The organism is Pseudomonas sp. 382, assembly GCF_002759075.1.
Taxonomy (GTDB): Bacteria; Pseudomonadota; Gammaproteobacteria; order Pseudomonadales; family Pseudomonadaceae; genus Aquipseudomonas; species Aquipseudomonas vlassakiae.
Map to the genome: position 1 here is coordinate 1 of NZ_PEMX01000024.1, position 22,722 is coordinate 22,722.

At 63.9% G+C, this 22,722-nt stretch carries 12 protein-coding genes and 6 tRNA genes; 1 reads left to right on the forward strand and 17 read right to left on the reverse strand.

The annotated features are described in order from the left end of the window. The 5 genes from CQW31_RS22025 to phnN all read right to left on the reverse strand — a co-directional run. On the reverse strand, positions 1 to 6,538 hold a 6,538-nt coding region (locus CQW31_RS22025; RefSeq protein ID WP_099815403.1), incomplete at its 3' end, for a non-ribosomal peptide synthetase. A 2-nt stretch (positions 6,539 to 6,540) separates the two neighbouring features. Further along, complete coding sequence (locus tag CQW31_RS22030) at positions 6,541 to 9,936, reverse strand: non-ribosomal peptide synthetase (RefSeq protein WP_099815404.1); 3,396 nt, start codon at positions 9,934 to 9,936, stop codon at positions 6,541 to 6,543. A 144-nt stretch (positions 9,937 to 10,080) separates the two neighbouring features. Beyond that, positions 10,081 to 11,058: a TauD/TfdA family dioxygenase gene (locus CQW31_RS22035; RefSeq protein WP_099815405.1), complete on the reverse strand. Its 978-nt coding sequence runs from the start codon at positions 11,056 to 11,058 to the stop codon at positions 10,081 to 10,083. 204 nt (positions 11,059 to 11,262) lie between these two features. Beyond that, positions 11,263 to 11,337, reverse strand: a tRNA-Arg gene (locus CQW31_RS22040). A gap of 126 nt (positions 11,338 to 11,463) precedes the next feature. Then, entirely contained in the window at positions 11,464 to 12,051 is a 588-nt protein-coding gene (gene phnN, locus CQW31_RS22045; protein ID WP_099815406.1) for a phosphonate metabolism protein/1,5-bisphosphokinase (PRPP-forming) PhnN, read from the reverse strand. Positions 12,052 to 12,398: 347 nt separating this feature from the next. On the opposite strand from phnN, the gene CQW31_RS22055 reads away from it, so the two are divergent. Further along, the gene (locus tag CQW31_RS22055; protein WP_003254499.1) at positions 12,399 to 12,725 is read left to right on the forward strand and encodes an Arc family DNA-binding protein; all 327 of its coding nucleotides are present in this window, start codon (positions 12,399 to 12,401) and stop codon (positions 12,723 to 12,725) included. Between the two features lie 92 nt (positions 12,726 to 12,817). Here CQW31_RS22055 and mgtE read toward each other — a convergent pair whose 3' ends face one another. The 12 genes from mgtE to astB all read right to left on the reverse strand — a co-directional run bounded on the left by mgtE (position 12,818) and on the right by astB (position 22,709). Further along, complete coding sequence (mgtE, locus tag CQW31_RS22060) at positions 12,818 to 14,260, reverse strand: magnesium transporter (RefSeq protein WP_054886203.1); 1,443 nt, start codon at positions 14,258 to 14,260, stop codon at positions 12,818 to 12,820. 379 nt (positions 14,261 to 14,639) lie between these two features. Further along, a tRNA-Arg gene (locus tag CQW31_RS22065) sits at positions 14,640 to 14,716 on the reverse strand. Between the two features lie 70 nt (positions 14,717 to 14,786). Continuing rightward, positions 14,787 to 14,863: transfer RNA gene (locus CQW31_RS22070), tRNA-Arg, on the reverse strand. 72 nt (positions 14,864 to 14,935) lie between these two features. Beyond that, positions 14,936 to 15,012: transfer RNA gene (locus CQW31_RS22075), tRNA-Arg, on the reverse strand. Between the two features lie 72 nt (positions 15,013 to 15,084). After that, a tRNA-Arg gene (locus CQW31_RS22080) sits at positions 15,085 to 15,161 on the reverse strand. A gap of 106 nt (positions 15,162 to 15,267) precedes the next feature. After that, a tRNA-Ser gene (locus tag CQW31_RS22085) sits at positions 15,268 to 15,358 on the reverse strand. Positions 15,359 to 15,430: 72 nt separating this feature from the next. Next, positions 15,431 to 15,619 (reverse strand): carbon storage regulator CsrA, encoded by a 189-nt coding sequence (gene csrA, locus CQW31_RS22090; protein WP_003254503.1) that lies wholly within the window; start codon positions 15,617 to 15,619, stop codon positions 15,431 to 15,433. 165 nt (positions 15,620 to 15,784) lie between these two features. Beyond that, positions 15,785 to 17,020, reverse strand: a complete 1,236-nt coding sequence (locus CQW31_RS22095) for an aspartate kinase (protein WP_099815407.1) — start codon at positions 17,018 to 17,020, stop codon at positions 15,785 to 15,787. A gap of 85 nt (positions 17,021 to 17,105) precedes the next feature. Further along, positions 17,106 to 19,730 (reverse strand): alanine--tRNA ligase, encoded by a 2,625-nt coding sequence (gene alaS / locus CQW31_RS22100; protein ID WP_158238183.1) that lies wholly within the window; start codon positions 19,728 to 19,730, stop codon positions 17,106 to 17,108. Positions 19,731 to 20,036: 306 nt separating this feature from the next. After that, positions 20,037 to 21,044, reverse strand: coding sequence for a succinylglutamate desuccinylase (gene astE / locus CQW31_RS22105; RefSeq protein WP_054886206.1), 1,008 nt, complete (start codon positions 21,042 to 21,044; stop codon positions 20,037 to 20,039). A 10-nt stretch (positions 21,045 to 21,054) separates the two neighbouring features. Then, positions 21,055 to 21,345, reverse strand: a complete 291-nt coding sequence (locus tag CQW31_RS22110; protein WP_054886207.1) for a hypothetical protein — start codon at positions 21,343 to 21,345, stop codon at positions 21,055 to 21,057. A gap of 14 nt (positions 21,346 to 21,359) precedes the next feature. Next, positions 21,360 to 22,709, reverse strand: a complete 1,350-nt coding sequence (gene astB / locus CQW31_RS22115; protein ID WP_054886208.1) for an N-succinylarginine dihydrolase — start codon at positions 22,707 to 22,709, stop codon at positions 21,360 to 21,362. Positions 22,710 to 22,722 lie beyond the last annotated feature (13 nt).

Genomic DNA, 22,722 nt, shown 5'->3' on the forward strand with positions numbered 1-22,722 from the left:
GCACGCTGTCAGTGGCCGTGAGCTGATACGCCTCCTGCATCCAGGCCAGGCGGTTGTGCAAGGCGACATGGCGGTTGCCGGCGCCCTTCGGCTTGCCGGTGGAGCCGGAGGTGTAGATGACGTAGGCCAGGTTTTCCGGGTGCAGTGCCACCTCCGGGTTGTGCGCACCCAGCGCACCCCAGGCTTCGGTTCGATCCAGATCGAGCACCGTCAGCCCGGCCGGGATCGGCAGGCCGTCGCGCAGGTGCGACTGGGTCAGCAGCAAGGTAATGCCGCTGTCCTCGAACATGTAGGCCAGGCGGTCCTGCGGATATTCCGGGTCCAGCGGCACATAGGCGCCACCGGCCTTGAGGATTGCCAGCAGGCCGACGACCATTTCCACCGAGCGCTCGGCGGTGATGCCGACCAGCACGTCCGGGCCGACACCCTGACCGCGCAGATACAGAGCCAGGCGGTTGGCCTCGGCATTGAGTTCGGCATAGCTCAAGGTGCGGTCGGCGAAGGTCAGTGCCGGCGCTTGCGGTTGGCGGGCGGCTTGCTGTTCGAACAGCTGGTGTACATAAGGCGTGCCCGGGTAGTCCCGTGCCGTGTCATTCCAACCCTTCACGATTCGCGAATGAGCCTCTGCGTCGACCAGCCCGAAGCTGCCCAGCAAGGCGTGCGGCGCATTGGCGAAGCCTTGCAGCAAGTGGCGCAGCTCGGCCGCTATTTGCTGCACCTGCGCATCGCCTAAGACCTGGCGCTGGTAGGCGAAGGTCAGCTGCATCTGATCCCGCGCTTCGGCAATCAGGGTCAGCGGGTAGCCGCTGTATTCCTGATAGTCCAGGCCAGACAGACGCAACCCGGCACTGTTGTCGGACAGGCTCTGGGCCAGCGGGTAGTTCTCGAACACCAGCAGGCTGTCGAACAACGCCTCGCCATGGCGCCCGGCCGCTGCCTGGATGGCGTAAAGCGGCAGGTACTCGTACTCGCGCAGGCGCAGGTTGAGCGCCTGCACTTCACGCACCCAGTCGGCGACCGGCATCTGCCCTTGCGGCTCGGCGGCCACCGGCAGGGTGTTGATGAACAGGCCCAGTTGCTGCTCGATCCCCGGCAACTCCGCCGGGCGCCCGGACACGGTGGCGCCGAAGCACGGCCGCCGCTGGCCGGTGCGGCGCTGCAACAGCAGTGCCCAGGCAGCCTGCAGCACGCTGTTGAGGGTGACTTGCTGAGCCTGCGCAAAGTGCTTCAGGGCCTGGCTCAAGGCCTCGCCCAGCTCCAGCACTACGGCGCCCTGCCCGGCTTCACTGGCATCGCGTGTGCCGCCGAGCAGTGTCGGGCCGTCCAGGTCGAGCAGTTGGGCTTTCCAGAACGCATCGGCAGCGGCGCGATCCTGCTGCTGCAACCAGCCGAGGTAGTTGCTGCGGGTGGCCTGCGCCAGCGCGGCAGGCTGCCCCGAATAAGCCTGCATCACGGCGGCAAAGAGCAACGAATTGCTCCAGCCGTCCATCAGGATGTGGTGGCTGGTGTAGATCAGGTGATGGCGCTGCGGCCCGGTGCGCACCAGTACCAGGCGCAGCAGCGGCGCCTGGCCAAGGTCGAAGGCACGAGCCTGCTCGGCCTGCGCCAGCGCTTCCAGGCGGGCGCCGATATCGGCCTCGCCAGCCCAGTCGAAGCGTTCGACCGGCAGCTGGACGTGGCGCAGAACCACTTGGCGTGGCGCTTCCAGGCCCTGCTCCCAGGCAAACCCGGCACGCAGCGATTCGTGCTGGTCCAGCGCCTGCTGCCAGGCCTGGATGAAGCGCTCGGGGTCGAGCTCGTCGAGGTCCAGGCGCAGGCGGTTGACGTAGCTGCTGGCTTGGCCGTCGTACAGGCTGTGGAACAGCATGCCTTCCTGCATCGGTGCCAGCGGGTAGATGTTCTCGACCTGGCGCAGGTCGACCGGCAACGCATCAAGCTGCGCCTGGGTCAGGCCAGCCAGCGGGAAGTCAGCCGGGGTGGCGCCGCCGGCCTGGCTGTCGAGGCAGTGGGCGACCAGCGCGGCCAGCTCACCGGCGTAGTCATCGGCCAGGCTGGCGATCACCGGCTCGTCGAACATCGCCTGGCTGAAGGTGAAGCCCAGCTCCAGTTCGCCGCCCAGCACCTGGCCGTTGACGCTCAGCCAGTTGCCCAATGGCGCATCGGCCGCCTGGGTAGCGCCAACGCTTTCCAGGGCGGGCGCGAACAGCCGGTCTTCGCCGAAGCCCTGGTCGAACTGGCCGAGGTAGTTGAAGGTCACCCGCGCTTGCGGCAGCGCTTGCAACGCCGCCTGCTGCGCCGGGCTGCCGAGGTAACGCAGCACGCCATGGCCGATGCCGCGCCCGGGCACGCCACGCAATTGTTCCTTGATGGCCTTGAGCGAACCGCTCAGGTCGTCGGTCGGGGTCAGCGCCACCGGGAACAGGCTGGTGAACCAACCCACGGTGCGGCTCAGGTCCACGCCGTCGAACAGGTCCTCACGGCCGTGACCTTCCAGCTGGACCAGCGCACTGCCCTGCCCGGTCCAGCGGCACAGCACCCGCGCCAGGGCAGTCAGCAGCAGGTCGTTGACCTGTGTGCGATAGGCGGCTGGAGCCTGCTGCAGCAGGCTCTGCGTGGTGTCGGCATCCAGCCGGCAGCGCACGGTGCGTGCGTGACGCACCTGCAGCCCGGCGTCGCGGCGTGCTGCAGGCAGGTCGCCGGTCTGCCCCGCGAGAGTCGCTTGCCAGTAGGCCAGCTCTGCATCACGGGCAGGCGCCTGGGCCCAGCCCACCAAGCCCTCGGCCCAGACCTTGAATGCCGTGCCCTTCTCCGCCAGTGCGGGTGTGCGCCCGGCCAACAGGGCGACGCAGGCCTGCTCCAGGTCTTCCAGCAGCACCCGCCAGGACACACCGTCGACCACCAGGTGATGAATCACCAGCAGCAGGCGCTGCCCGCCTTCGGCGAGGTCGCAAAGCACGGCGCGCAGCAGCGGCCCCTGGGCGAGATCGAGACTGCCCTGCGCTTCTTCGGCGATGGCCAGCAGTTGCGCGGCATCGGCCGCCTGGCGGTGCCAGAGCAGCCCACCAGGCACGCCGGTGCGGTGCTCGGCATGCCAGCTGCCGTCCACCTTGCTGAAGGCCAGGCGCAGTGCGTCGTGCTGGTTGACCAGCAACGCCAGGGCCTGTTCGACGATGCTCGCCGTCAGCGCCTGGCGTGGCTGCAGCATGACCGCCTGGTTGTAATGCCCAGGCTGATCCAGGCCCAGCTCGAAGAAGCGCGCCTGCACCGGCAGCAGCGGCATGCCACCACTGACCTGCGCAACAGCGGCAGGCTTGGCCGCTGCAGTGATCACCTTGGCGACCTGGGCCAGCTGGGCGATGGTCTGCTTCTCGAACAGCTGGCGCGGGCTCAGCCTGATGCCCTGGCGCTTGGCCCGGGCGATGATCTGCAGGCTGAGGATGGAATCGCCCCCGAGCTCGAAGAAGTTGTCCTCGACGCCGATGTCGTCACGCTTGAGCACCGCTTGCCAGATGGCCAGAAGTTGCTCTTCCAGCGGTGTGCTGGCGGCGACATGGCGCTTGAGCTGCACCTGCGGCTGCGGCAGGGCGCGGCGGTCCAGCTTGCCGTTGGCGGTCAGCGGCAGGCGCTCCAGCAACAGCAGATGGGCCGGTACCAGGTAGTCCGGCAGCAGCGCCTGCAACTGCTCGCGCAGGGCCTCGACGCTCAGCTGAGGTGTGCCCGGCACACACCAGCCGACCAGTTGCAGCTGCGCGGCGTCATCCCCTTGCGGGACGGCCAGCACCACGGCGTCATGCACGCCCGCCAGGCCACGCAGCACGCGGCCGACCTCTCCCGGCTCGACACGATAGCCACGGATCTTCACCTGATCGTCGGCACGCCCGAGGAAGTGCAGCAAGCCTGCGTTGTCGCGCTGCACGCGGTCACCGCTGCGGTACAGGCGCGTGCCCGGCGCGCCGAACGGGTCGGGCACGAAACGCTCGGCGGTCAGAGCCGCCTGGCCCAGGTAGCCTTGCGCCAGGCTGTCGCCGCCAATGTACAGCTCGCCAGCGACCCGCGCCGGCACCCCGTTGAGCACATCGTCCAGCACCCGCACGCTGGCCCCCGGCAGCACAGTGCCCAACGGCACCGCCTGGGTCACTGCACCTTGCAGCTCATGGGTCAGTACACCGACCGTGGTTTCGCTGGGGCCGTAATGGTTGATGAAGCGGCAGCCTGGCTTGAGCTCGCGCACCTTCTGGTACAACGCGGGTGAGCAGGCCTCGCCACCGACGATCAGCGCATGATCGGGCAACACGTCGCCAGCATTGGCCGCCTGCAGCAAGCCGTTGAGGTGGCTGGGGACGATCTTCAGCACGCCGATGCGCTGCTCGGCCATGTAGGCGGCGAAGGCATCCGGGTCGAAGCCCAGCGTCTCTGGCAACACATGCAGCGTGCGCCCGGAGCACAGGGCGCCGAACACTACCGTGTGACCAAGGTCGGCGGCGACGGTGGAGACCAGCGCCATGCTCGCGTCCGTGGCCAGATCCAGGCGTTGCAGCAGGCCGTCGACATAGCTGGCCAGCGCGCCATGGCTGACCACCACCCCCTTCGGTTGGCCGGTGGAGCCGGAAGTGTGGATCACGTAGGCTGGCGCACCTGCCAGTGTCCCGGTTTCTGGCGCATCACCCGGCAGCGAGGCCCAGCGCTCTGGCGCATAGGGCTGTACCTGGCAACCAGACGCTGCCAACGCCTGCTGACGCAGTTCAGCAGCCTCACACAGCAGTACCTGCGCGCCGCTGCGCTGCAGCATGCCTTGCAGGCGTTCGGCTGGCGCCTTGCTGTCCAGCGGCAGGTACACGCCACCGGCCTTGAGAACGCCCAACAGGCACACCAGCCAGTCCAGCGAGCGCTCCATCAGCACCGCGACCGGTGCCCCCGTGGCGACACCCAGGTCGCGCAGCTGATGGGCCAGGCGATTGGCTTGGCTGTCCAGTTCGGCATGGCTGAGCTGCTGCCCCGCACACGCGGCCGCGATGCCTTCGGGCTGGCGGCGCACCTGCTCGTCCCAACGCTGCAGAACCAGGGCCGGCTGCTCACGGTGGCTGGCAACCTCTGCGACAGGCCCCTTGACCAGGGTATGCAGCGGCGTGTCTGGCGCAGTCAGCAACGTGTCGAACAGCTCACGCAACGCAGCGATGAACCCTTCGATGGTGGAACGCTGGTAGAGATCGCTGGCATAGGTCATCTCGCCGTGCACCAGGCTACCGTCGTCGGTGATGTCCAGGGCAAGGTCGAAGTGGGTGCCTTCCTTGCGCAGCGGATACTCGCTGACGGCCAGCCCTGGCAGTTGCAGCGCGGTCTGCTTCTGCACGCCGACGTTCTGGTTGAACTTGGCCTGGAACAACGGGTTGTGGCCAAGGCTGCGCTCGGGCGCGAGCACTTCCACCAACTGCTCGAAGGGCAGCTCCTGATTGGCCTGGGCGGCCAAGGTCGCTTCGCGCACCTGCACCAGCAGTTCACTCAGCGACAGGCGCTCGTCGACCACGCAGCGCAACACTTGGGTGTTGACGAAGAAGCCGATCAACCCCTCCACCTCCTCGCGCCCGCGGTTGGCGTTGGGCACGCCGATGCGCATGTCGCGCTGGCCGGAATGGCGCGAGAGGAACACGGCGTAACCGGTCAGCATCAGCATGAACAGCGTCACCCCCTGCGCCCGGGCTGCGTCGCGCAGGCGCTGTGACAGCGGCCCGCCGAAATCGAACTTGAGGGTCTCGCCTTGCAGGCTCTGCACTGGCGGGCGCGGGAAGTCGGCCGCCACCTCGAGCAAGGGGTGGTCATCGCCGAGCTGCTCGCGCCAGTGCTGCAACTGCCGCTCGCCCTCGCCGGCTTCCAGCCAGCGGCGCTGCCACACGGCATAGTCGGCATACTGCAACGGCAAAGCTGGCAGGCTCTGAGGACCGGCCTGGTAGCACTGGACGAACTCGCGGACCATCACGTCCATCGACCAACCGTCGCAGACGATGTGGTGCATGCACACCACCAGCACGTATTCGTCCTGGCCCAGGCGGAACAGGCTGGCGCGCAGCAGTGGGCCCTTGAGCAGGTCGAACGGGCGACTGACTTCGTCTTCTACCTGTCGGGCCAGCTCAGCCTCGCCGGCGGTGCCAAGGTCGACATGCCGCAAGGCCAGGGGCTCGGCCGCCAGCACCCGTTGCAGCGGCTGCTCGCCGTCGACCTGGAACACAGTACGCAGCGCTTCGTGGCGCTCGATCAGGGCGTCGAAGGCGCCTTGCAGACGGTCATGGTCCAACTTACCGCGCAGGCGCAGGCCGGCGGCCATGTTATAGGCCGCGCTCTGCGGGTCCAGTTGCCAAAGGAACAGCAGGCGCTGCTGGGCGTAGGACAGTGGAATGGCCTCAAGGCCATGGCGGCTGACCGGGATCGGCAGCAGGCCGAAGTCCTTGCCATCCTGGCGCAGCCTGGCGAGGAACTGACGGCGTTGTTCGAGCGGCAACCCGATGAACTTCTCGGCGATACGCAGCGTCGTGTTGCGGGTCATGCTCAAACCTCCTCCAGTGAATTCATGAACGCTTCCATGTCGGCCCAGTCCTCGTCGGCGCTACCGCCCAGGGTCTCCAGCTCTTCGGCCAGGGCAGCCAGGTGTGGGCGTTCGAACAGGCTGCGCATGGGCAGCGCGACGCCCAGTTCGGACTTGATCCGGGCAATGACCTGGGCTGCCAGCAGCGAATGCCCGCCCAGGTCGAAGAAACTGTCGTCGAGGCCGACGCGGGGCACCTGCAAGACTTCCATCCAGATTGCCGCCAGGCGTTGCTGCGGCTCGCTGACTGGCGCACGGAAGCCGGCCTGCAACTGGCTCGGGTCTGGCACGGGCAGGGCCTTGCGGTCGAGTTTGCCGCTGGCGGTCAGCGGCAGGCGGTCCAGCAGCACCAGATGCGACGGCACCATATAGTCCGGCAGCGTCGCACGCAGGCCTTGGCGGATCGCCTGGCGCTGTGCTTCGGCATCGCTGCCGTCGGCGTCGGTGACCGCATAGGCCACCAGCTGCCGCCCACCTGCCATGTCCAGGGCCAGCACCGCCGCTTCGCGAACGCCGGGGCATTGCTGCAGGCGCATCTCGATCTCGCCAAGCTCGATACGGAAGCCGCGCACCTTCACTTGATGATCGACCCGGCCGATGTACTCGATGGCGCCATTGGCGTCGAAACGGGCACGGTCGCCCGTGCGGTACAAGCGTGTGCCGGGCACGTCGGGGTCGGGCAGGAAGCGTTCGGCGCTGAGTGCGGGCTGGCCGTGGTAACCGCGCGCCAGGCCCGGGCCACCGATATACAGCTCGCCAATGGCGCCAACCGGTACGGGCTGCATCTCGCCGTCGAGGATGCACAGGCGCCGGCCGGCCAGCCCCTGGCCGATGGGGATGCCGCGCCAGGACACATCCCGCGAGGCAAGCGCCGTGCAGTCGTGGATGCTGGACACTACCGTGGCCTCGGTCGGGCCATAGGTATTGAGCAGGCGCACACCGGCCAGGCCGGCGCGGCGCCACAGGTCAAGCCCGTCCACCGCCATGGCTTCGCCGCCAACATGCACTTGGCGCAATGCGGCAAATGCCGGTGGCGTGTCGCGCGCGTAGTCCTGCACCAGCATGTGCCAGTAGGCAGCCGGCAGGTCGGCGACAGTGATGCCGTGCTGTTGCAGTGCGTGCAGGAAGCGGGTGCTGTCCCACAGGTGGTTGTCGCGCAGCACCACACCGGCACCGACGCACAGCGGTGGGTAGAACTGCTCGACGAAACCGTCGAAGCTGCAGGTGGCGAACTGCAGCACGCGATCATCGGCGGACAGGCGCGAATAGTCGCTGGCCAGTTCGCAGAACTCGGCCAGCGCGCCGTGGCTGATGGCGACGCCCTTGGGACGGCCGGTGGAGCCGGAGGTGTAGATCACATAGGCCAGGTTGCCCGGCTGCAGTGATACCTGTGGTGCATGCTCAGGTTGCTCGCCCTGTGCCTGGTCCAGGCACAGAACCTCGATACCCTCAGCCACTGGCAGTTGGCTCAGCAGGGTCGATTGGGTCAACAGCAGACGCAGGCCGCTGTCGGCGAACACCTGGGCGATGCGTTCGCCGGGCGCTTGCGGGTCCAGCGGGACATAAGCACCGCCGGCCTTGAGCACCGCGAGCAGGGCGACCCCCATGTCCAGCGAACGCTCAAGCGCCACACCGACCAGTACCTCGGGGCCGACACCCGCCCGCACCAGGCACTGGGCCAGGCGGTTGCTGCGACGCTCCAGCTCGGCATAGCTCAGGCTGGCGCCCTGCCCTTCGCCAGCCAGCACCAGCGCGACCGCCTCGGGCGTACGCGCTGCCTGGGCCTGAAAGCGCTGGTGGGCCAACGCCGCTGCCTGAGGTGCAGGTGCTCGCAGTGCCCAAGCCTGCAGTTGGCGGGATTCAGCCGCATCGAGCAATTCCAGCTCGCCGATTCGACATTGCGGGTTGGCCAGCACGCTGCGCAGCAGGTTGCGCCAGTGGCCGGCCATGCGCTCGACGGTGGCGGCATCGAACAGATCCGTGGCGTAGGTGAAGGCCGCCAGCAGGCGTTCGCCTTCCTCGCGGGTTTCCAGCATCAGGTCGCTGGCAGCGGCATGGCTGCGGGCGCCGGCCACGCTCTGCTCGGCGTCCAGATGCGCCAGTTGCAAGCCGCAACCCAGGCGCATGCCCTGGATGTCGGTGACCAGCGGCTGATGGTTGTACATTACCTGGAACAACGCGTTGTGGCTCTGGCTGCGGTTGGGCTGCAGCGCCTCCAGTAGCGCATCGAATGGCAGCTCCTGGTGGGCCTGGGCGCCGAGGGCAGTCTGACGCAGCGCTGTCAGTAGCTGCTCGAACGTCTGCTGCCCATCCAGCTGACTGCGCAGCACCTGGGTATTGACGAAGAAGCCGATCAGTCCCTCGACCTCACCGCGGTTGCGGTTGGCGATCAGGCCTCCGACGCGGATATCACCCTGCCCGCTGTAGCGGTACAACAGGGTTTTGAAGGCTGCCAGCAGCACCACGAACAAGGTCGTACCCTGACGTTGGGCCAGCGCCTTCAGGCCGCTGCGCAGCTCGGCGTCGATGGCGAATTCAAGGCGCGCACCGGCATGGCTCGGCTGTGCCGGGCGTGGCCGGTCGGTGGGCAATTCCAGGGGTTCATGCTCCTCGCCCAGCTGAGCTCGCCAGTAGTCGAGCTGACGGGCCTGCTCACCGGCTTCCATCCAGCTGCGCTGCCACAGGGCGTAGTCACGGTAATGCACGGCCAGCGCTGGTAATTGGGCCTGGTTTCCGGCGCTGCGGGCGTCCAGGCAGCGCATGAACTCGTCGATCAGGATGTTCATCGACCAGCCGTCGGCAATGATGTGGTGCATGGTCAGCAGCAGCACATGTTCATCCGCAGCCAGTTGCAGCAGCGCGGCCCGCAGCAGCGGGCCTTGTCGCAAGTCGAACGGCTGGCCGGCTTCGCGGGCGACTTCTTCACGGGTTCGCTGCAGGCGCTGATCCGCATCAAGGGCGGACAGGTCGACATGGCGGACCTGCACCTGCGCACCGTCACCGACACGCTGCAACACCTGCCCGTCAACTTCCTCGAAGGTGGTACGCAGGCACTCGTGGCGCTGCACTAGGTCGGCAAAGGCCAGGTCAAGCGCCTGATGATCAAGCCTGCCGAGCAGGCGCACGGCCCCTGGCAGGTTGTAGGCAGCGCTGCCCGGCTCCAGCTGCCAGAGGAACCACATGCGCTGCTGGGCATAGGAGAGCTGGTCGCGGCCGGCGATGCCGCTGCAGTCGGGGATGGGGTAGCTGGTGAAATCGACCTGCTCGTCGCGCAGGGCGGCGAAGAAGACACGGCGTTTTTCCAGCGGCAGTTCAATGAAGCGGCGCGCCAGCTTCAGGGATTGATCGAGGGTGCTCATAGGTCGTCCGAACCGGTGATGGGAGCCGCCCTGGGCTCCGCGATACCTGTTGAACGAATGATTACGGCTCGCATTTAGGTGCTATATGTAAAACCCGCCGGTACGCCCGAAGGTGTGCCGGCGGACTCCGCCCTGCCGCCTGATTCAGCCCGCAGCGTGGCCTTCAGCCATGGCCACGATCACCTTGCGCTTGCCGGTGAAGGTGCTGCGGGCGTGGGCGGCGAGCATGTTGTCGAGCATCAGCACATCGCCTTCCTGCCACGGGAAAGCGATGGTGCACTCATCCAGCACACCGCGCACCTCGTCGAGGATCGAGTCTTCGATGGGCGAACCGTCGCCGTAGTAGACATTGCGTGGCAGGTCTTCCTCGTCGACGACCTCCAGCAGGCTCTCGCGCACCTCGGGCGGCAGGTTGGACACATGGAACAGGTGCGCCTGGTTGAACCACACATCCTCGCCGGTTCGCGGGTGGCGGGCCACGGCCTGACAGATCTGGCGGGTGCGCAACTCGCCGTCGTCCTTCCAGTCGCAGGTGATCGCCTGGCGCTGACAGTAGGCTTCCACCACTGCCGGGTCGTCACTGTTGAACACCTGCTCCCAAGGCACATCCAGGCCATTGCCGAAGTTGCGCACATACATCAGCCCATGGCGGTTGAAACGTTCGTGGATGCGCGGGTCGATCCGGCGGAACACTTCGCGGCTGTCGGCGATGGGTGTTTCCCCTCCACTCTCGGCGGCGATCATGCTGTAGAACCAGATCTTCATCGGCCATTCACGGGTGTAGGCCTGTTCGTTGTGCAGCGGGATCTTCTGGTGCGGCGGGTACTCGGTGGAGGTGTACACGCCTTGGGTAACGTTGCTGCGCGGGGTAGAGCCGAATTCGTAATTGAGCAGCGGGTGGCCGAAGCCGCCGGCGAAGCTACGGAAAGCCTCGGCGCCGCCCACATCGAAGCCGCGAAAGAGGATGCCGCCGGCGTCGAGCAAGTGGCGGTCGACCAGCTCGCGGATCGGCTCCAGCGCCTCGTTGAGGTCCAGGCCGGCGTGGGGCGCCTCGACCAGCAAGGGCAGGCTGCGCTGGCCAGGCAGCAGAGGCCGGGCCAGCAGTTCCAGTATGGCGCTCATGATCTCCCCCTTGCGGCAACCGGCCGCAGCGGGCTGAGCAGCAATTGATAGGCAACAGGCAGCGCCTGGCTGGCCTTGAAGCAGGTGGCGGCAAGCATCCTTCGACCCTCGATGAAATGACAGCAAGCTCCGGTTCGGGCGCGCGCAGCGCACGTCGGCCTTGTGCAAAGGAAACGAGGGGAAGAGGGAGGGATTTAGCGTGGATGGCGTCCCCGGCAGGAATCGAACCTGCACCAGAGTCTTAGGAGGACCCCGTTCTATCCATTAAACTACAGGGACTGAAACCCGCCAGCCATGTGCTGACTGAATGCAGCAACAGCGGGACGGCGAGCATGTTAACCAGCGCGCCACCGTTTGTCATGCCTGAATCGGGCTTTTTGCACGCAGGTTTTTTCTGAGTGCCGTTCAGGCAATCAATTTTTCCTGACGCAGCAGACCGAGCAGGGCCACAACTGCCGTTGCCAGGTCACCTGAATTGTCGAGGTGGTGGATCGACGGTGCAGCTTCCAATTTCAGCCGGGCATTGCGCGCCAGGCGCTGGTCGACCTGCCCCGGCGTTTCCCGCCCACGGGCGAGCAAGCGTTCACGCAGCACCTCGGGTTGCACTTCCAGGCACACGGCCAAAAGATCAGGGTAGCGCGCCTGCGCTTCAGGCAGATAAGCCCGCGAACCATTGACCAGCACCGAGTGCCCTTGCGCCAGCCACTGATCCACCTGGGCCGGGATCCCGTACTCCAGGCCATTGGCCCGCCAGTGCATGGCGAAGGCGCCCTCCTCGCGCATCTGCGCGAACCGCTCCGCGCTTACGCCATGGGCTGCTTCACCCTTGGCCTCGGCGGAACGCGTGATAACGCGACGGGCAATTTCCACCCCTGCGGCGGACAATTGCGCGCGAGAAGCATCGATCAGGGAATCTTTTCCCGAACCCGAGGGTCCTATCAGGAATATCAGGCGGCCTGAGGCTCCATCTCGGGCGCTTGCGTCATGTTGCATAGCCACTATGCTCTATGGAAGGAAACCCGCGCATTCTAGGTGTTTTCTGTGTCCTTTGCTGCGTTTTACAGGTTTTTGGCGGCAAAAGGCTGACGGTGCGACGGGCCGGATGATGTAAAACTTTTCAAACCAGTACTCATTTCTGATAATTGGTACTGGCAAAAAGCCTTTATCCGGCTCACTATTTGTCACAGAATTGACGCCAAGGAAACGGCGACCATGAGGCAAGATGACCTTCCAAATATTCATGACGGTTGAACATTTTGTCGTCGCCACGGTCGTACTTCCACCCCGTGCGGCCAATTTGAGAACCGCTTCCCCTGAACCAGTAAATCCGGTCAATTTATATGCGCCCAATGAAACAGGCTATTTATTCGAGCCGCACCGCTGACAAGTTCGTCGTCCGCCTGCCAGACGGGATGCGTGAGCGCATTGCCGAGGTAGCGCGCAACCATCACCGCAGCATGAACTCCGAGATCATCGCGCGCCTGGAGCAGAGCCTTATCCAGGAAGGTGCGCTGGGCGACGAGCTGAGCATGCGCCTGGACAGCCCGGAGCTGTCGCTGCATGAGCGCGAGCTCCTGCAACGTTTCCGCCAGCTGTCACACCGCCAGCAGAATGCGCTGGTGGCCCTCATCGCTCACGATGTGGAAATGGCCGCCGACGCCTCCTGAGGCCGGCAGCGAGCAGACACGAAAAAGCCAGCGTATGCTGGCTTTTTTGGTTGCGTCTTAAAAGCGACACGGCCGCTCCTGCATGATCCGTCTCAGAGCAGGAACAGTGTCGCCAGGCCCAGGAAGATGAAGAAGCCGCCACTGTCGGTCACGGCGGTGATCATCACGCTCGAGCCCATGGCCGGATCGCGCCCCAGGCGCGTCAGGGTCATGGGAATCAGCACGCCCATGAAGGCCGCCAGCAACAGGTTCAGCGTCATGGCGGCGGTCATCACCACGCCAAGAGACCAGCTGCCATAGAGCCAGAAGGCCACCGCGCCGATGACCCCACCCCAGACCAGGCCATTGAGCAGCCCCACCGCCAGCTCCTTGCGCATCAGCCGGCTGGTATTGCCCGGCGACACCTGGTCCAGCGCCATGGCACGGACGATCATGGTGATGGTCTGGTTGCCCGAGTTGCCACCAATACCGGCAACGATTGGCATCAGCGCAGCCAGCGCCACCAGCTTCTCGATCGATCCTTCGAACAAACCGATCACCCGTGAGGCGACAAAGGCGGTAATCAGGTTGATCGCCAGCCAGGCCCAACGGTTGCGCAGCGAACGCCAGACCGAGGCGAAGATGTCTTCCTCTTCACGCAAACCGGCCATGTTGAGGACTTCGCTTTCGCTCTCCTCACGGATCAGGTCAACCATTTCGTCAATCGTCAGACGGCCGATCAGACGATCACCCTTGTCGACCACTGGCGCCGAAACCAGGTCATAACGCTCGAAGGCCTGAGCCGCGTCGTAGGCATCTTCCTCAGGATGGAAAGACACGGGGTCGGTCGCCATGACCTCCGCCACTTTCTTCTCTGGGTCGTTGACCAACAGGCGCTTGATTGGCAATACGCCCTTGAGAATGCCTTCATAATCGACCACGAACAGCTTGTCGGTATGGTTGGGCAGCTCTTTCAGGCGGCGCAGGTAACGCAGCACCACTTCCAGGCTGACGTCTTCGCGGATGGTGACCATCTCGAAGTCCATCAGCGCACCGACCTGCTCCTCGTCGTAACTCAGTGCCGAGCGCACCCGCTCGCGCTGCTGGGCATCGAGGCTTTCCATCAGCTCGTGAACCACGTCACGCGGCAGCTCTGGCGCCAGGTCGGCCAGTTCGTCGGCGTCCATTTCCTTGGCGGCAGCCAGGATCTCGTGGTCGTCCATGTCGGCGATCAGCGACTGACGAACAGAGTCGGAAACCTCGAGGAGGATGTCGCCGTCGCGGTCCGAGCGCACCAGCTGCCAGACCGTCAGACGGTCTTGCAAGGGCAAGGCTTCGAGGATGTAGGCGATGTCGGCAGGGTGCAGGTCGTCCAGCTTGCGCTGCAGGTCGACCAGATTCTGACGGTGGACGAGGTTTTCCACCAGGTCGTTGTGCTGACCTTCCTGACGGTGGGTCAGGTCTTCCACCACACGTTGGCGCTGCAGCAGTTCGACCACCTGGGCCAGGCGATCCTGCAGGCTCTCTTGAGCTTTCTTTACTTCTACTTCAGTCATAGGCGAACTCCACTCCCAGCAGCGGAGCACGCCGGGAGAATCAATCAGTCAGATCTAGCTGTAAGAAACTTGTTAGGGAGTAACTACTGGGTAAGTCCATGGTGGTTTTCCACAAGCCCCGGCGGGGCTGACGGGCGCAATCATACACTGCCTGAGCTGTCAGATCGCTTAAAATTTCGGCCAGAACAATCGTTTGCGAGATAAAGCTGGGACAACGCTCGATGCCACCTGTGCGACGGCATGCGCGTGATAAAGAACACATTTACCGCGCAAAAGTCAGTCGGGCTGGTTACTGTGCAGTCTAGTCAGGCATCACTGACAAAACAGTGAAAGAGAAAAACAAAAAGCCCGCTCAAGTGAGCGGGCTTCTTATCGTGTATGGCGGACTCAGCAGGATTCGAACCTGCGACCGCTCGGTTCGTAGCCGAGTACTCTATCCAGCTGAGCTATGAGTCCGTGGGTGGCAGTTTCAAACCAGATACCGCTGGTGAATGAAGCGACTTTGCAAGCAGAGCCACTTCAAAAGTGGCGGACTCAGCAGGATTCGAACCTGCGACCGCTCGGTTCGTAGCCGAGTACTCTATCCAGCTGAGCTATGAGTCCGTGGTTGGCAGTTTCAAACCAGATACCGCTGGCGCATGAAGCGACTTTGCAAGCAGAGCCACTTCAAAAAAGTGGCGGACTCAGCAGGATTCGAACCTGCGACCGCTCGGTTCGTAGCCGAGTACTCTATCCAGCTGAGCTATGAGTCCGCGTTTGGTAATTTTAGACCAGGTTACCACTGGTGATTTGAAGCAGCCTTGCATGCAAAGCCACTTCAAAAGTGGCGGACTCAGCAGGATTCGAACCTGCGACCGCTCGGTTCGTAGCCGAGTACTCTATCCAGCTGAGCTATGAGTCCGTGTCTTGCCGCGCATGATAGTTCGCTGAAACATTTTTGCAAGAACTTTTTCGTTTAACTTCAACGACTTAGCGTTCTTACCGTTTACAGCGCCCTACGCAAATAATGGCGGTGAAGGGGGGATTCGAACCCCCGATACCCTTATGAGGTATACTCCCTTAGCAGGGGAGCGCCTTCGGCCACTCGGCCACCTCACCGCAACACGAGGCGAATATTAAACAGGCTCTTCCTCGTTTGCAACCCTTTTTTTGAAAAAAACTTCAAAAAAATTAAAGGCTTGGCTCCTCGTCCTTCTCTTTCTTGATCCGCAGGTAGATTTCTTCGCGGTGAACGGCCACTTCTTTAGGGGCGCTGACACCAATACGCACCTGGTTGCCTTTCACGCCAAGCACCGTCACGGTGATCTCGCCGTCTCCAATGATCAGGCTCTCGGCGCACCGACGAGTCAGAATCAACATAGCTTTCTCCTTACGCAAAACATTCAGGGATTACAGTCTTGGGATGTCAGGCCTGAGCGCGGACGACGCACATGGCCTGGATGATCGCCCCGCTGGCAGGCCAACGCCTGCGTGGCGACCAGAAACGCGAAGGGCGCGGCCAAGCCGCGCCCTCCAGGCAAGGCGTTACTCGCCCTGTCGGGCCGGAGCGTCAAGTTCGAACGCGGTGTGCAGCGCGCGTACGGCCAGCTCCAGGTACTTCTCTTCAATGACCACCGAGACCTTGATTTCGGAGGTGGAGATCATCTGGATGTTGATGCTCTCCTTGGCCAGGGCTTCGAACATGCGGCTGGCAACGCCCGCGTGGGAGCGCATGCCAACGCCGACGATCGACACCTTGGCGATCTTGGTGTCGCCGATCACTTCACGGGCACCGATCTCACGCGCGGTGTTTTCCAGCACGCTGTAGGCCTTCTCGTACTCGTTGCGGTGCACGGTGAAGGTGAAGTCGGTGGTGTTATCGTGGGAAACGTTCTGCACGATCATGTCCACTTCGATGTTCGAAGCGCTGATCGGGCCGAGGATCTTGAAGGCAACGCCCGGGGTGTCCGGTACGCCACGAATGGTCAGCTTGGCCTCATCACGGTTGAAGGCGATACCGGAAATGATCGGCTGTTCCATGGATTCCTCTTCATCAATGGTAATGAGGGTACCTGGACCCTCCTTGAAGCTGTGCAGCACGCGCAGCGGAACGTTGTACTTGCCGGCGAACTCCACCGAGCGGATCTGCAACACCTTGGAACCAAGGCTGGCCATTTCCAGCATCTCTTCGAAGGTGATCTTCTCCAGGCGCTGCGCCTGCGGCACAACACGCGGGTCGGTGGTGTAGACGCCATCGACGTCGGTGTAGATCTGGCACTCGTCTGCCTTCAGCGCAGCCGCCAGGGCCACGCCGGTGGTGTCGGAGCCACCACGGCCGAGGGTGGTGATGCTGCCGTGCTCGTCGACACCCTGGAAACCGGCCACCACGACCACGCGGCCTTCCTTGAGGTCGGCACGGATCTTCTGGTCGTCGATCTGCAGGATGCGCGCCTTGTTGTGCGCGCTGTCGGTGAGGATGCGCACCTGGTTGCCGGTGTAGGACACCGCTGGCACACCACGCTTGATCAAGGCCATGGTCAACAGGGCAATGGTGACCTGCTCACCGGTCGACACGATCACATCCAGCTCACGCGGAACCGGCTGATCGGTGATCTGCTTGGCCAGATCGATCAGGCGATTGGTTTCACCGCTCATGGCCGACAGCACAACCACCAGGTCGTCGCCCGCTTCACGGTGTTTCTTGACCTTTTCGGCTACCTGCTCGATCCGCTCGATGGAACCGACAGAGGTGCCGCCAAATTTCTGTACGATCAACGCCATTTCAATGGTGCCTCAGCCCGTACCGGGCCTCAAAAAAACCATCCAACATGAAGGGGCAGATGACTAGACCACCCGCCCCTTCATCTCAAAGTCCCTGCTCTGCGAACGGCACGGCCAGCGCCAGCGCCTGGTCCAGCGCAGCGACGTCGACGCCACCACCCTGGGCCATATCCGGACGGCCACCGCCCTTGCCACCCACTGCCGCAGCGGCTTGTTTCATCAGGTCACCAGCCTTGAGTTGGCTGGAGAGGTCCTTGGTCACGCCGGCCACCAGCACGACCTTGCCCTCATGCTCGCTGCCCAGCAGGATCACTGCGTGGCCGAGCTTGTTCTTCAGCTGATCGACCAGCGCCAGGAGTGCCTTGCCATCCTGCCCATCCAGGCGGGCGGCAAGCACCTTGACACCTTTGACCTCAACGGCCGCATTGGAGAGATCGTCCCCGGCGGCGCTGGCGGCCTTGGCCTGCAGCTGCTCGAGCTGCTTTTCCAGCTGGCGGTTGCGCTCGAGCACAGCCGACAGCTTGTCGATCAGGTTGTCACGGTTGCCCTTGACCAGCTGCGCGGCTTCCTTGACCTGCTCTTCGGCAGCGTTCAGGTAGGCCAGTGCAGCGGCACCGGTAACCGCTTCGATACGGCGCACACCCGAGGCCACGCCGCCTTCGCTGATGATCTTGAACAGGCTGATATCGCCGGTGCGCTTGGCGTGGATACCGCCGCACAGCTCGACGGAGAAATCGCCGCCCATGCTCAGCACGCGCACGGTGTCACCGTACTTCTCGCCGAACAGGGCCATGGCGCCCTTGGCCTTGGCGGTTTCGATATCGGTCAGCTCGGTTTCAACCGGGGTGTTCTTGCGCACTTCACGGTTGACGATGTCTTCCAGGGCCTTGATCTGCGCAGGCGATACCGCCTCGAAGTGGCTGAAGTCGAAACGCAGGCGCTGGCTGTCGACCAGCGAGCCCTTCTGCTGTACGTGCTCGCCCAGCACCTGGCGCAGCGCTTCGTGCAGCAGGTGAGTGGCCGAGTGGTTCAGCGAGGTGGCGTGCTGCACGTCGGCATCGACCTTGGCCTCGACAGGCGAGCCGATGACCAGCGCACCGCTGGCGACCACGCCGTGGTGCAGGAAAGCACCGCCGGTCTTGGTGGTGTCGCGCACGTCGAAACGTGCGGCGCCGGCCTGCAGGAAGCCGCTGTCGCCGACCTGGCCACCGGATTCGGCATAGAACGGGGTGCGGTCGAGCACCACGACGCCGTGCTCGCCTTCACCCAACTGGTCGACAGACTGGCCGTCCTTGTACAGGGCGATGATCTTGCCCTGGCCTTCGGTGGCGTCATAGCCGAGGAACTCGGTGGCGCTGTCGATCTTGACCAGGCTGTTGTAGTCCATGCCGAAGCTGCTGGCAGAGCGGGCACGCTCGCGCTGGGCTTCCATTTCACGCTCGAAGCCGGCTTCGTCGATGGTCAGCTCGCGCTCGCGAGCGATGTCGGCGGTCAGGTCCATCGGGAAACCGTAGGTGTCGTACAGCTTGAACACCACGTCGCCCGGGACCACGTCGCCCTTGAGCTGAGCCAGGTCCTGCTCGAGGATGCGCAGGCCCTGCTCCAGGGTCTTGGCGAACTGTTCTTCCTCGGCCTTGAGCACGCGCTCGATGTGCGCCTGCTGGCTCTTCAGCTCGGGGAAGGCCTCGCCCATCTCGGCGGCCAGCGCAGCGACGATCTGGTAGAAGAAGCTGCCCTTGGCGCCCAGCTTGTTGCCGTGACGGCAAGCGCGGCGAATGATGCGGCGCAGCACGTAGCCACGGCCTTCGTTGGACGGCAGTACGCCGTCGGCAATCAGGAAGCCGCAGGAACGGATGTGGTCGGCAACCACTTTCAGCGAAGCCTGGCCGTCGTTGCTGCAGCCGATGGCCTTGGCCGCGGCAGACAGCAGGTTCTGGAACAGGTCGATCTCGTAGTTCGAGTGCACGCGCTGCATGACCGCACTGATGCGCTCCAGGCCCATGCCGGTATCCACCGACGGCGCTGGCAGCGGGTGCAGCACGCCGTCGGCGGTGCGGTTGAACTGCATGAAGACGTTGTTCCAGATCTCGATGTAGCGGTCGCCGTCTTCTTCCGGCGAGCCGGGTGGGCCACCCCAGATGTCGGCGCCGTGGTCGTAGAAGATCTCGGTGCAAGGGCCGCACGGGCCGGTGTCACCCATGGTCCAGAAGTTGTCGGAGGCGTATGGGGCGCCTTTGTTGTCGCCGATGCGCACCATGCGCTCGGCCGGCACGCCGACTTCCTTGGTCCAGATGTCGTAGGCTTCGTCATCGGAGGCGTAGACGGTGACCCAGAGCTTTTCCTTGGGCAGGTTCAGCCACTTGTCGGAGGTCAGGAAGGTCCAGGCGAAGGTGATCGCATCGCGCTTGAAATAGTCGCCGAAGCTGAAGTTGCCCAGCATTTCGAAGAAGGTGTGGTGACGCGCGGTGTAGCCGACGTTTTCCAGATCGTTGTGCTTGCCACCGGCACGCACGCACTTCTGGCTGCTGACAGCGCGGGTGTAGGCACGCTTCTCGGCACCGAGGAAGCAGTCCTTGAACTGGTTCATGCCAGCGTTGGTGAACAGCAGGGTCGGGTCGTTGTTCGGGATCAGCGAACTGGAGGCGACTCGGGTATGGCCCTGCTCTTCGAAGAAGCGGAGGAAGGCTTCACGGATTTCTGCGCTTTTCATAGGTTCTTCCACGGAAACGGCGGCCCTAGGGGGCAAACACGTCGACGAAACGACGGCAAAGGGCCGCATTATATCGGTCCTGCAAGCAAGGTGCAGTGTGTTTATGCGATAGAAAGCGTCGATTGGACGGCTTTCAAGGCGCTTGCAAACGAAAATGACATGCCCGGATGCTAAATGCAGCCTTTCGCCACTGGCAAGCCAATTACCGCCCAAGGGAAGGGAAAATGGAACAGGCGGTGAATTAAAAGGTTTTCATCAGCGATCGGATCCGACAACCTGCCGCCGTTTTCAGCGGCGGCCACGGCCTCAGCCCAGGCGCTGCCCCGAATCAGGCACGATCAGGATGCCGGCGCGCAGGCCATTCTTGACCCTGGGATTGGGAAAAATGATCCGCGCCCCCTCCTCCTCCACCACCCAGCGCATCTCCGCCAGGTCCTCGGCCAACAAGTACCCTTTGCTCAGCTCGGAGAAGTTTTCGATGTCCGCCGGCAGGTGCAGGTGGAAGTTGTCGCTGTGCTTGATGATCTCGCGGGCGACGCTGAACAGCTTGAGGCCGTCCAGCGAGCCGTCGATTTCAGGCTCGGTATCCTCGATGATATGAATCAACCGTTCTTCAAGCCTGTCGAGGTTGACGAGCTCGTTCTGCCCGAACGGCCGCGCCTTGCCCAGCTCCAGGGTGAACGCCTCGGCATCCAGTTGCTCGTAGGTGAAGGCACTGAAGGTGATGGATGACTTGCTTTGCAACAGCACCGCCTCCATGCCGGCAGCAGCCAGGCGGGCCAGCTCGCGACGGGAATGCTTGCGCCCCTCCTTGTAAGGGTAAAGGGCGAACTGCTCGATCTTCGAACCACGGATGGCGGTATGCAGGTCGTAATGCAGGCGGGTACGCCCAGGCTTGCTGAAGAACACCCGGGCGAACTGTTCCAGCTCGGCAGCACGCAATGCCTCGAACCCACTGGAGAGCTCATGACGACCGTTGAACAGCCGGTTGATATCCTGCTCGATAAAACGCTCGCCCTTGCGGATGGCGACCGGGTTGCCGAACAGGAACAGAATCCGTGCTCGCGGCTTGATCTTGCCATTGGCCACGCCATGCAGGAGCCTTTCGAGCAGTTCGATCGGTGCTGTTTCGTTACCGTGAATACCGGCCGACAGCAGCAGATCGAGCCCACAATCCTCGTTTTCGGGCGGACGCACTTCCAGTGCGCCCTCCCCCAACCAGCGCAAGCGCACGCCCTTGGTTGTCACTTGGGTCTTCTCGGCCGGTTCGTGATCGGTCAGGGTCAGCTCGAGCAATTTGCCAAGGGCGAGCATAGGCGCTTCCTTAGTGGTGGTGGCCGCAGTCAGGGCCATGGACATGATCGTCCTCTTCGCCGACTTCCGCCGGCTCCATTTCCAGCTGCAGGCTGACCAGGTTGGTGGCCATCGGACGCAGCAGCAGGTTGGCGTATTCGACATCGCCTTCCTCGACATCCACGCCGATCAGCAGCTGGCCACGGCCGTCCTGCTGGACCCACACTTCCTTGCCTTGCCAGACAATGGCAAAACGGGTGCAGGAGGTTTCCAGCTGGGTGCCGTCTACATCTTCGAGGATCAGGCGCAGGGCGTCGGTCATTGCAAATTCTCTCTTCAAGGTTGGCGTTGGAACGGGTACACCGAGCCCAACTTCAGGATCTGGGTCAATTCATCCAGCGCGGTGCGGCACTCCAGCAGCAGCTGCGGGTCGGCAAGGTCGGCTTCGCCAAGGCGATCGCGGTAGTGCTTGTCGACCCACTGCAGCAGAGTGTCGTACAGCGGGGCGGTCATGATAACGCCTGGATTGACCGCTGCCAGTTCCGATTCCTTCAATGCCACGCGCAACCGCAGGCAAGCCGGGCCACCGCCGTTCTGCATGCTCTGCTTGAGGTCGAACACCTTGACCTCCTTCACCGCACCGCCTTGGGCGGTCAACTGCCCCAGGTAGGCCCAGACCCGCTCATTGTTGCGGCACTCTTCCGGCACCACCAGCAGCATCGAGCCATCGTCACGGCTGAGCAGCTGGCTGTTGAACAGGTAGGAGCGCACGGCATCTTCTACCGTCACCGCCGCACGCGGCACACGGATGGCCTGGAAGTTGCCACCCTTGCTGGCCAGTTTAGCCTGCAGCTGGCCAAGCACCGCGTCAGTCTCGAGGAAAGCGTCCTCATGATAGAAAAGCACTTCACCGTTACCGACCGAAATCACATCGTTGTGAAACACGCCCTGGTCGATCACCGCCGGGTTCTGTTGAGCGTAGACCACACCGTCCTCGTTCAGGCCGTGCAGCCGCGCCACAGCCTGGGAGGCCTCCAGCGTTTGCCGCGCCGGATACTTCTGCGGCGCGGGGTAGCGGCTATCGAAGGCACTGCGGCCATAGACGAAGAACTCCACCCCGGCTTCACCGTATTCGCGGCAGAAGCGCGTATGGTTGGCCGCGCCTTCATCGCCGAACTGCGCCACGGCGGGCAGCGCTTCGTGGTGGGCGAAGTGCTTGTCGTCGTTGAACATCGCCGCCAGCACACGGCTGGTGGTCGGGTGCTCGATACTGCGGTGGTACTTGCAGTTGAGGTTGGCAGCCGTGAAGTGCACGCGACCATCGGCCGTGTCGGCGCTCGGGCTGACGGTGGCGGCGTTGGCCACCCACATGCTTGAGGCCGAGCAGCTGGCGACCAGCAGTGGCATGGCCTCCTTGGCGGCACGCCGAATCACCTCGGCATCGCTGCCGCTGAAGCCCAGGCGGCGCAGGGCGGCCACGTCCGGGCGTTCCTGCGGCGCCAGCACGCCCTGCTTGAAGCCCAGGTCGGCCAGCGCTTTCATCTTGGCCAGGCCCTGGCGCGCCGCTTCCCGCGGGTTTGACCCTTGCTGGCTGTTGCTCTGCGAAGCCACGTTACCGTAGGACAGGCCGCCGTAGTTGTGGGTTGGCCCCACCAGGCCATCAAAATTCACTTCATAGGATTTCATCGGCTAGGCTCCG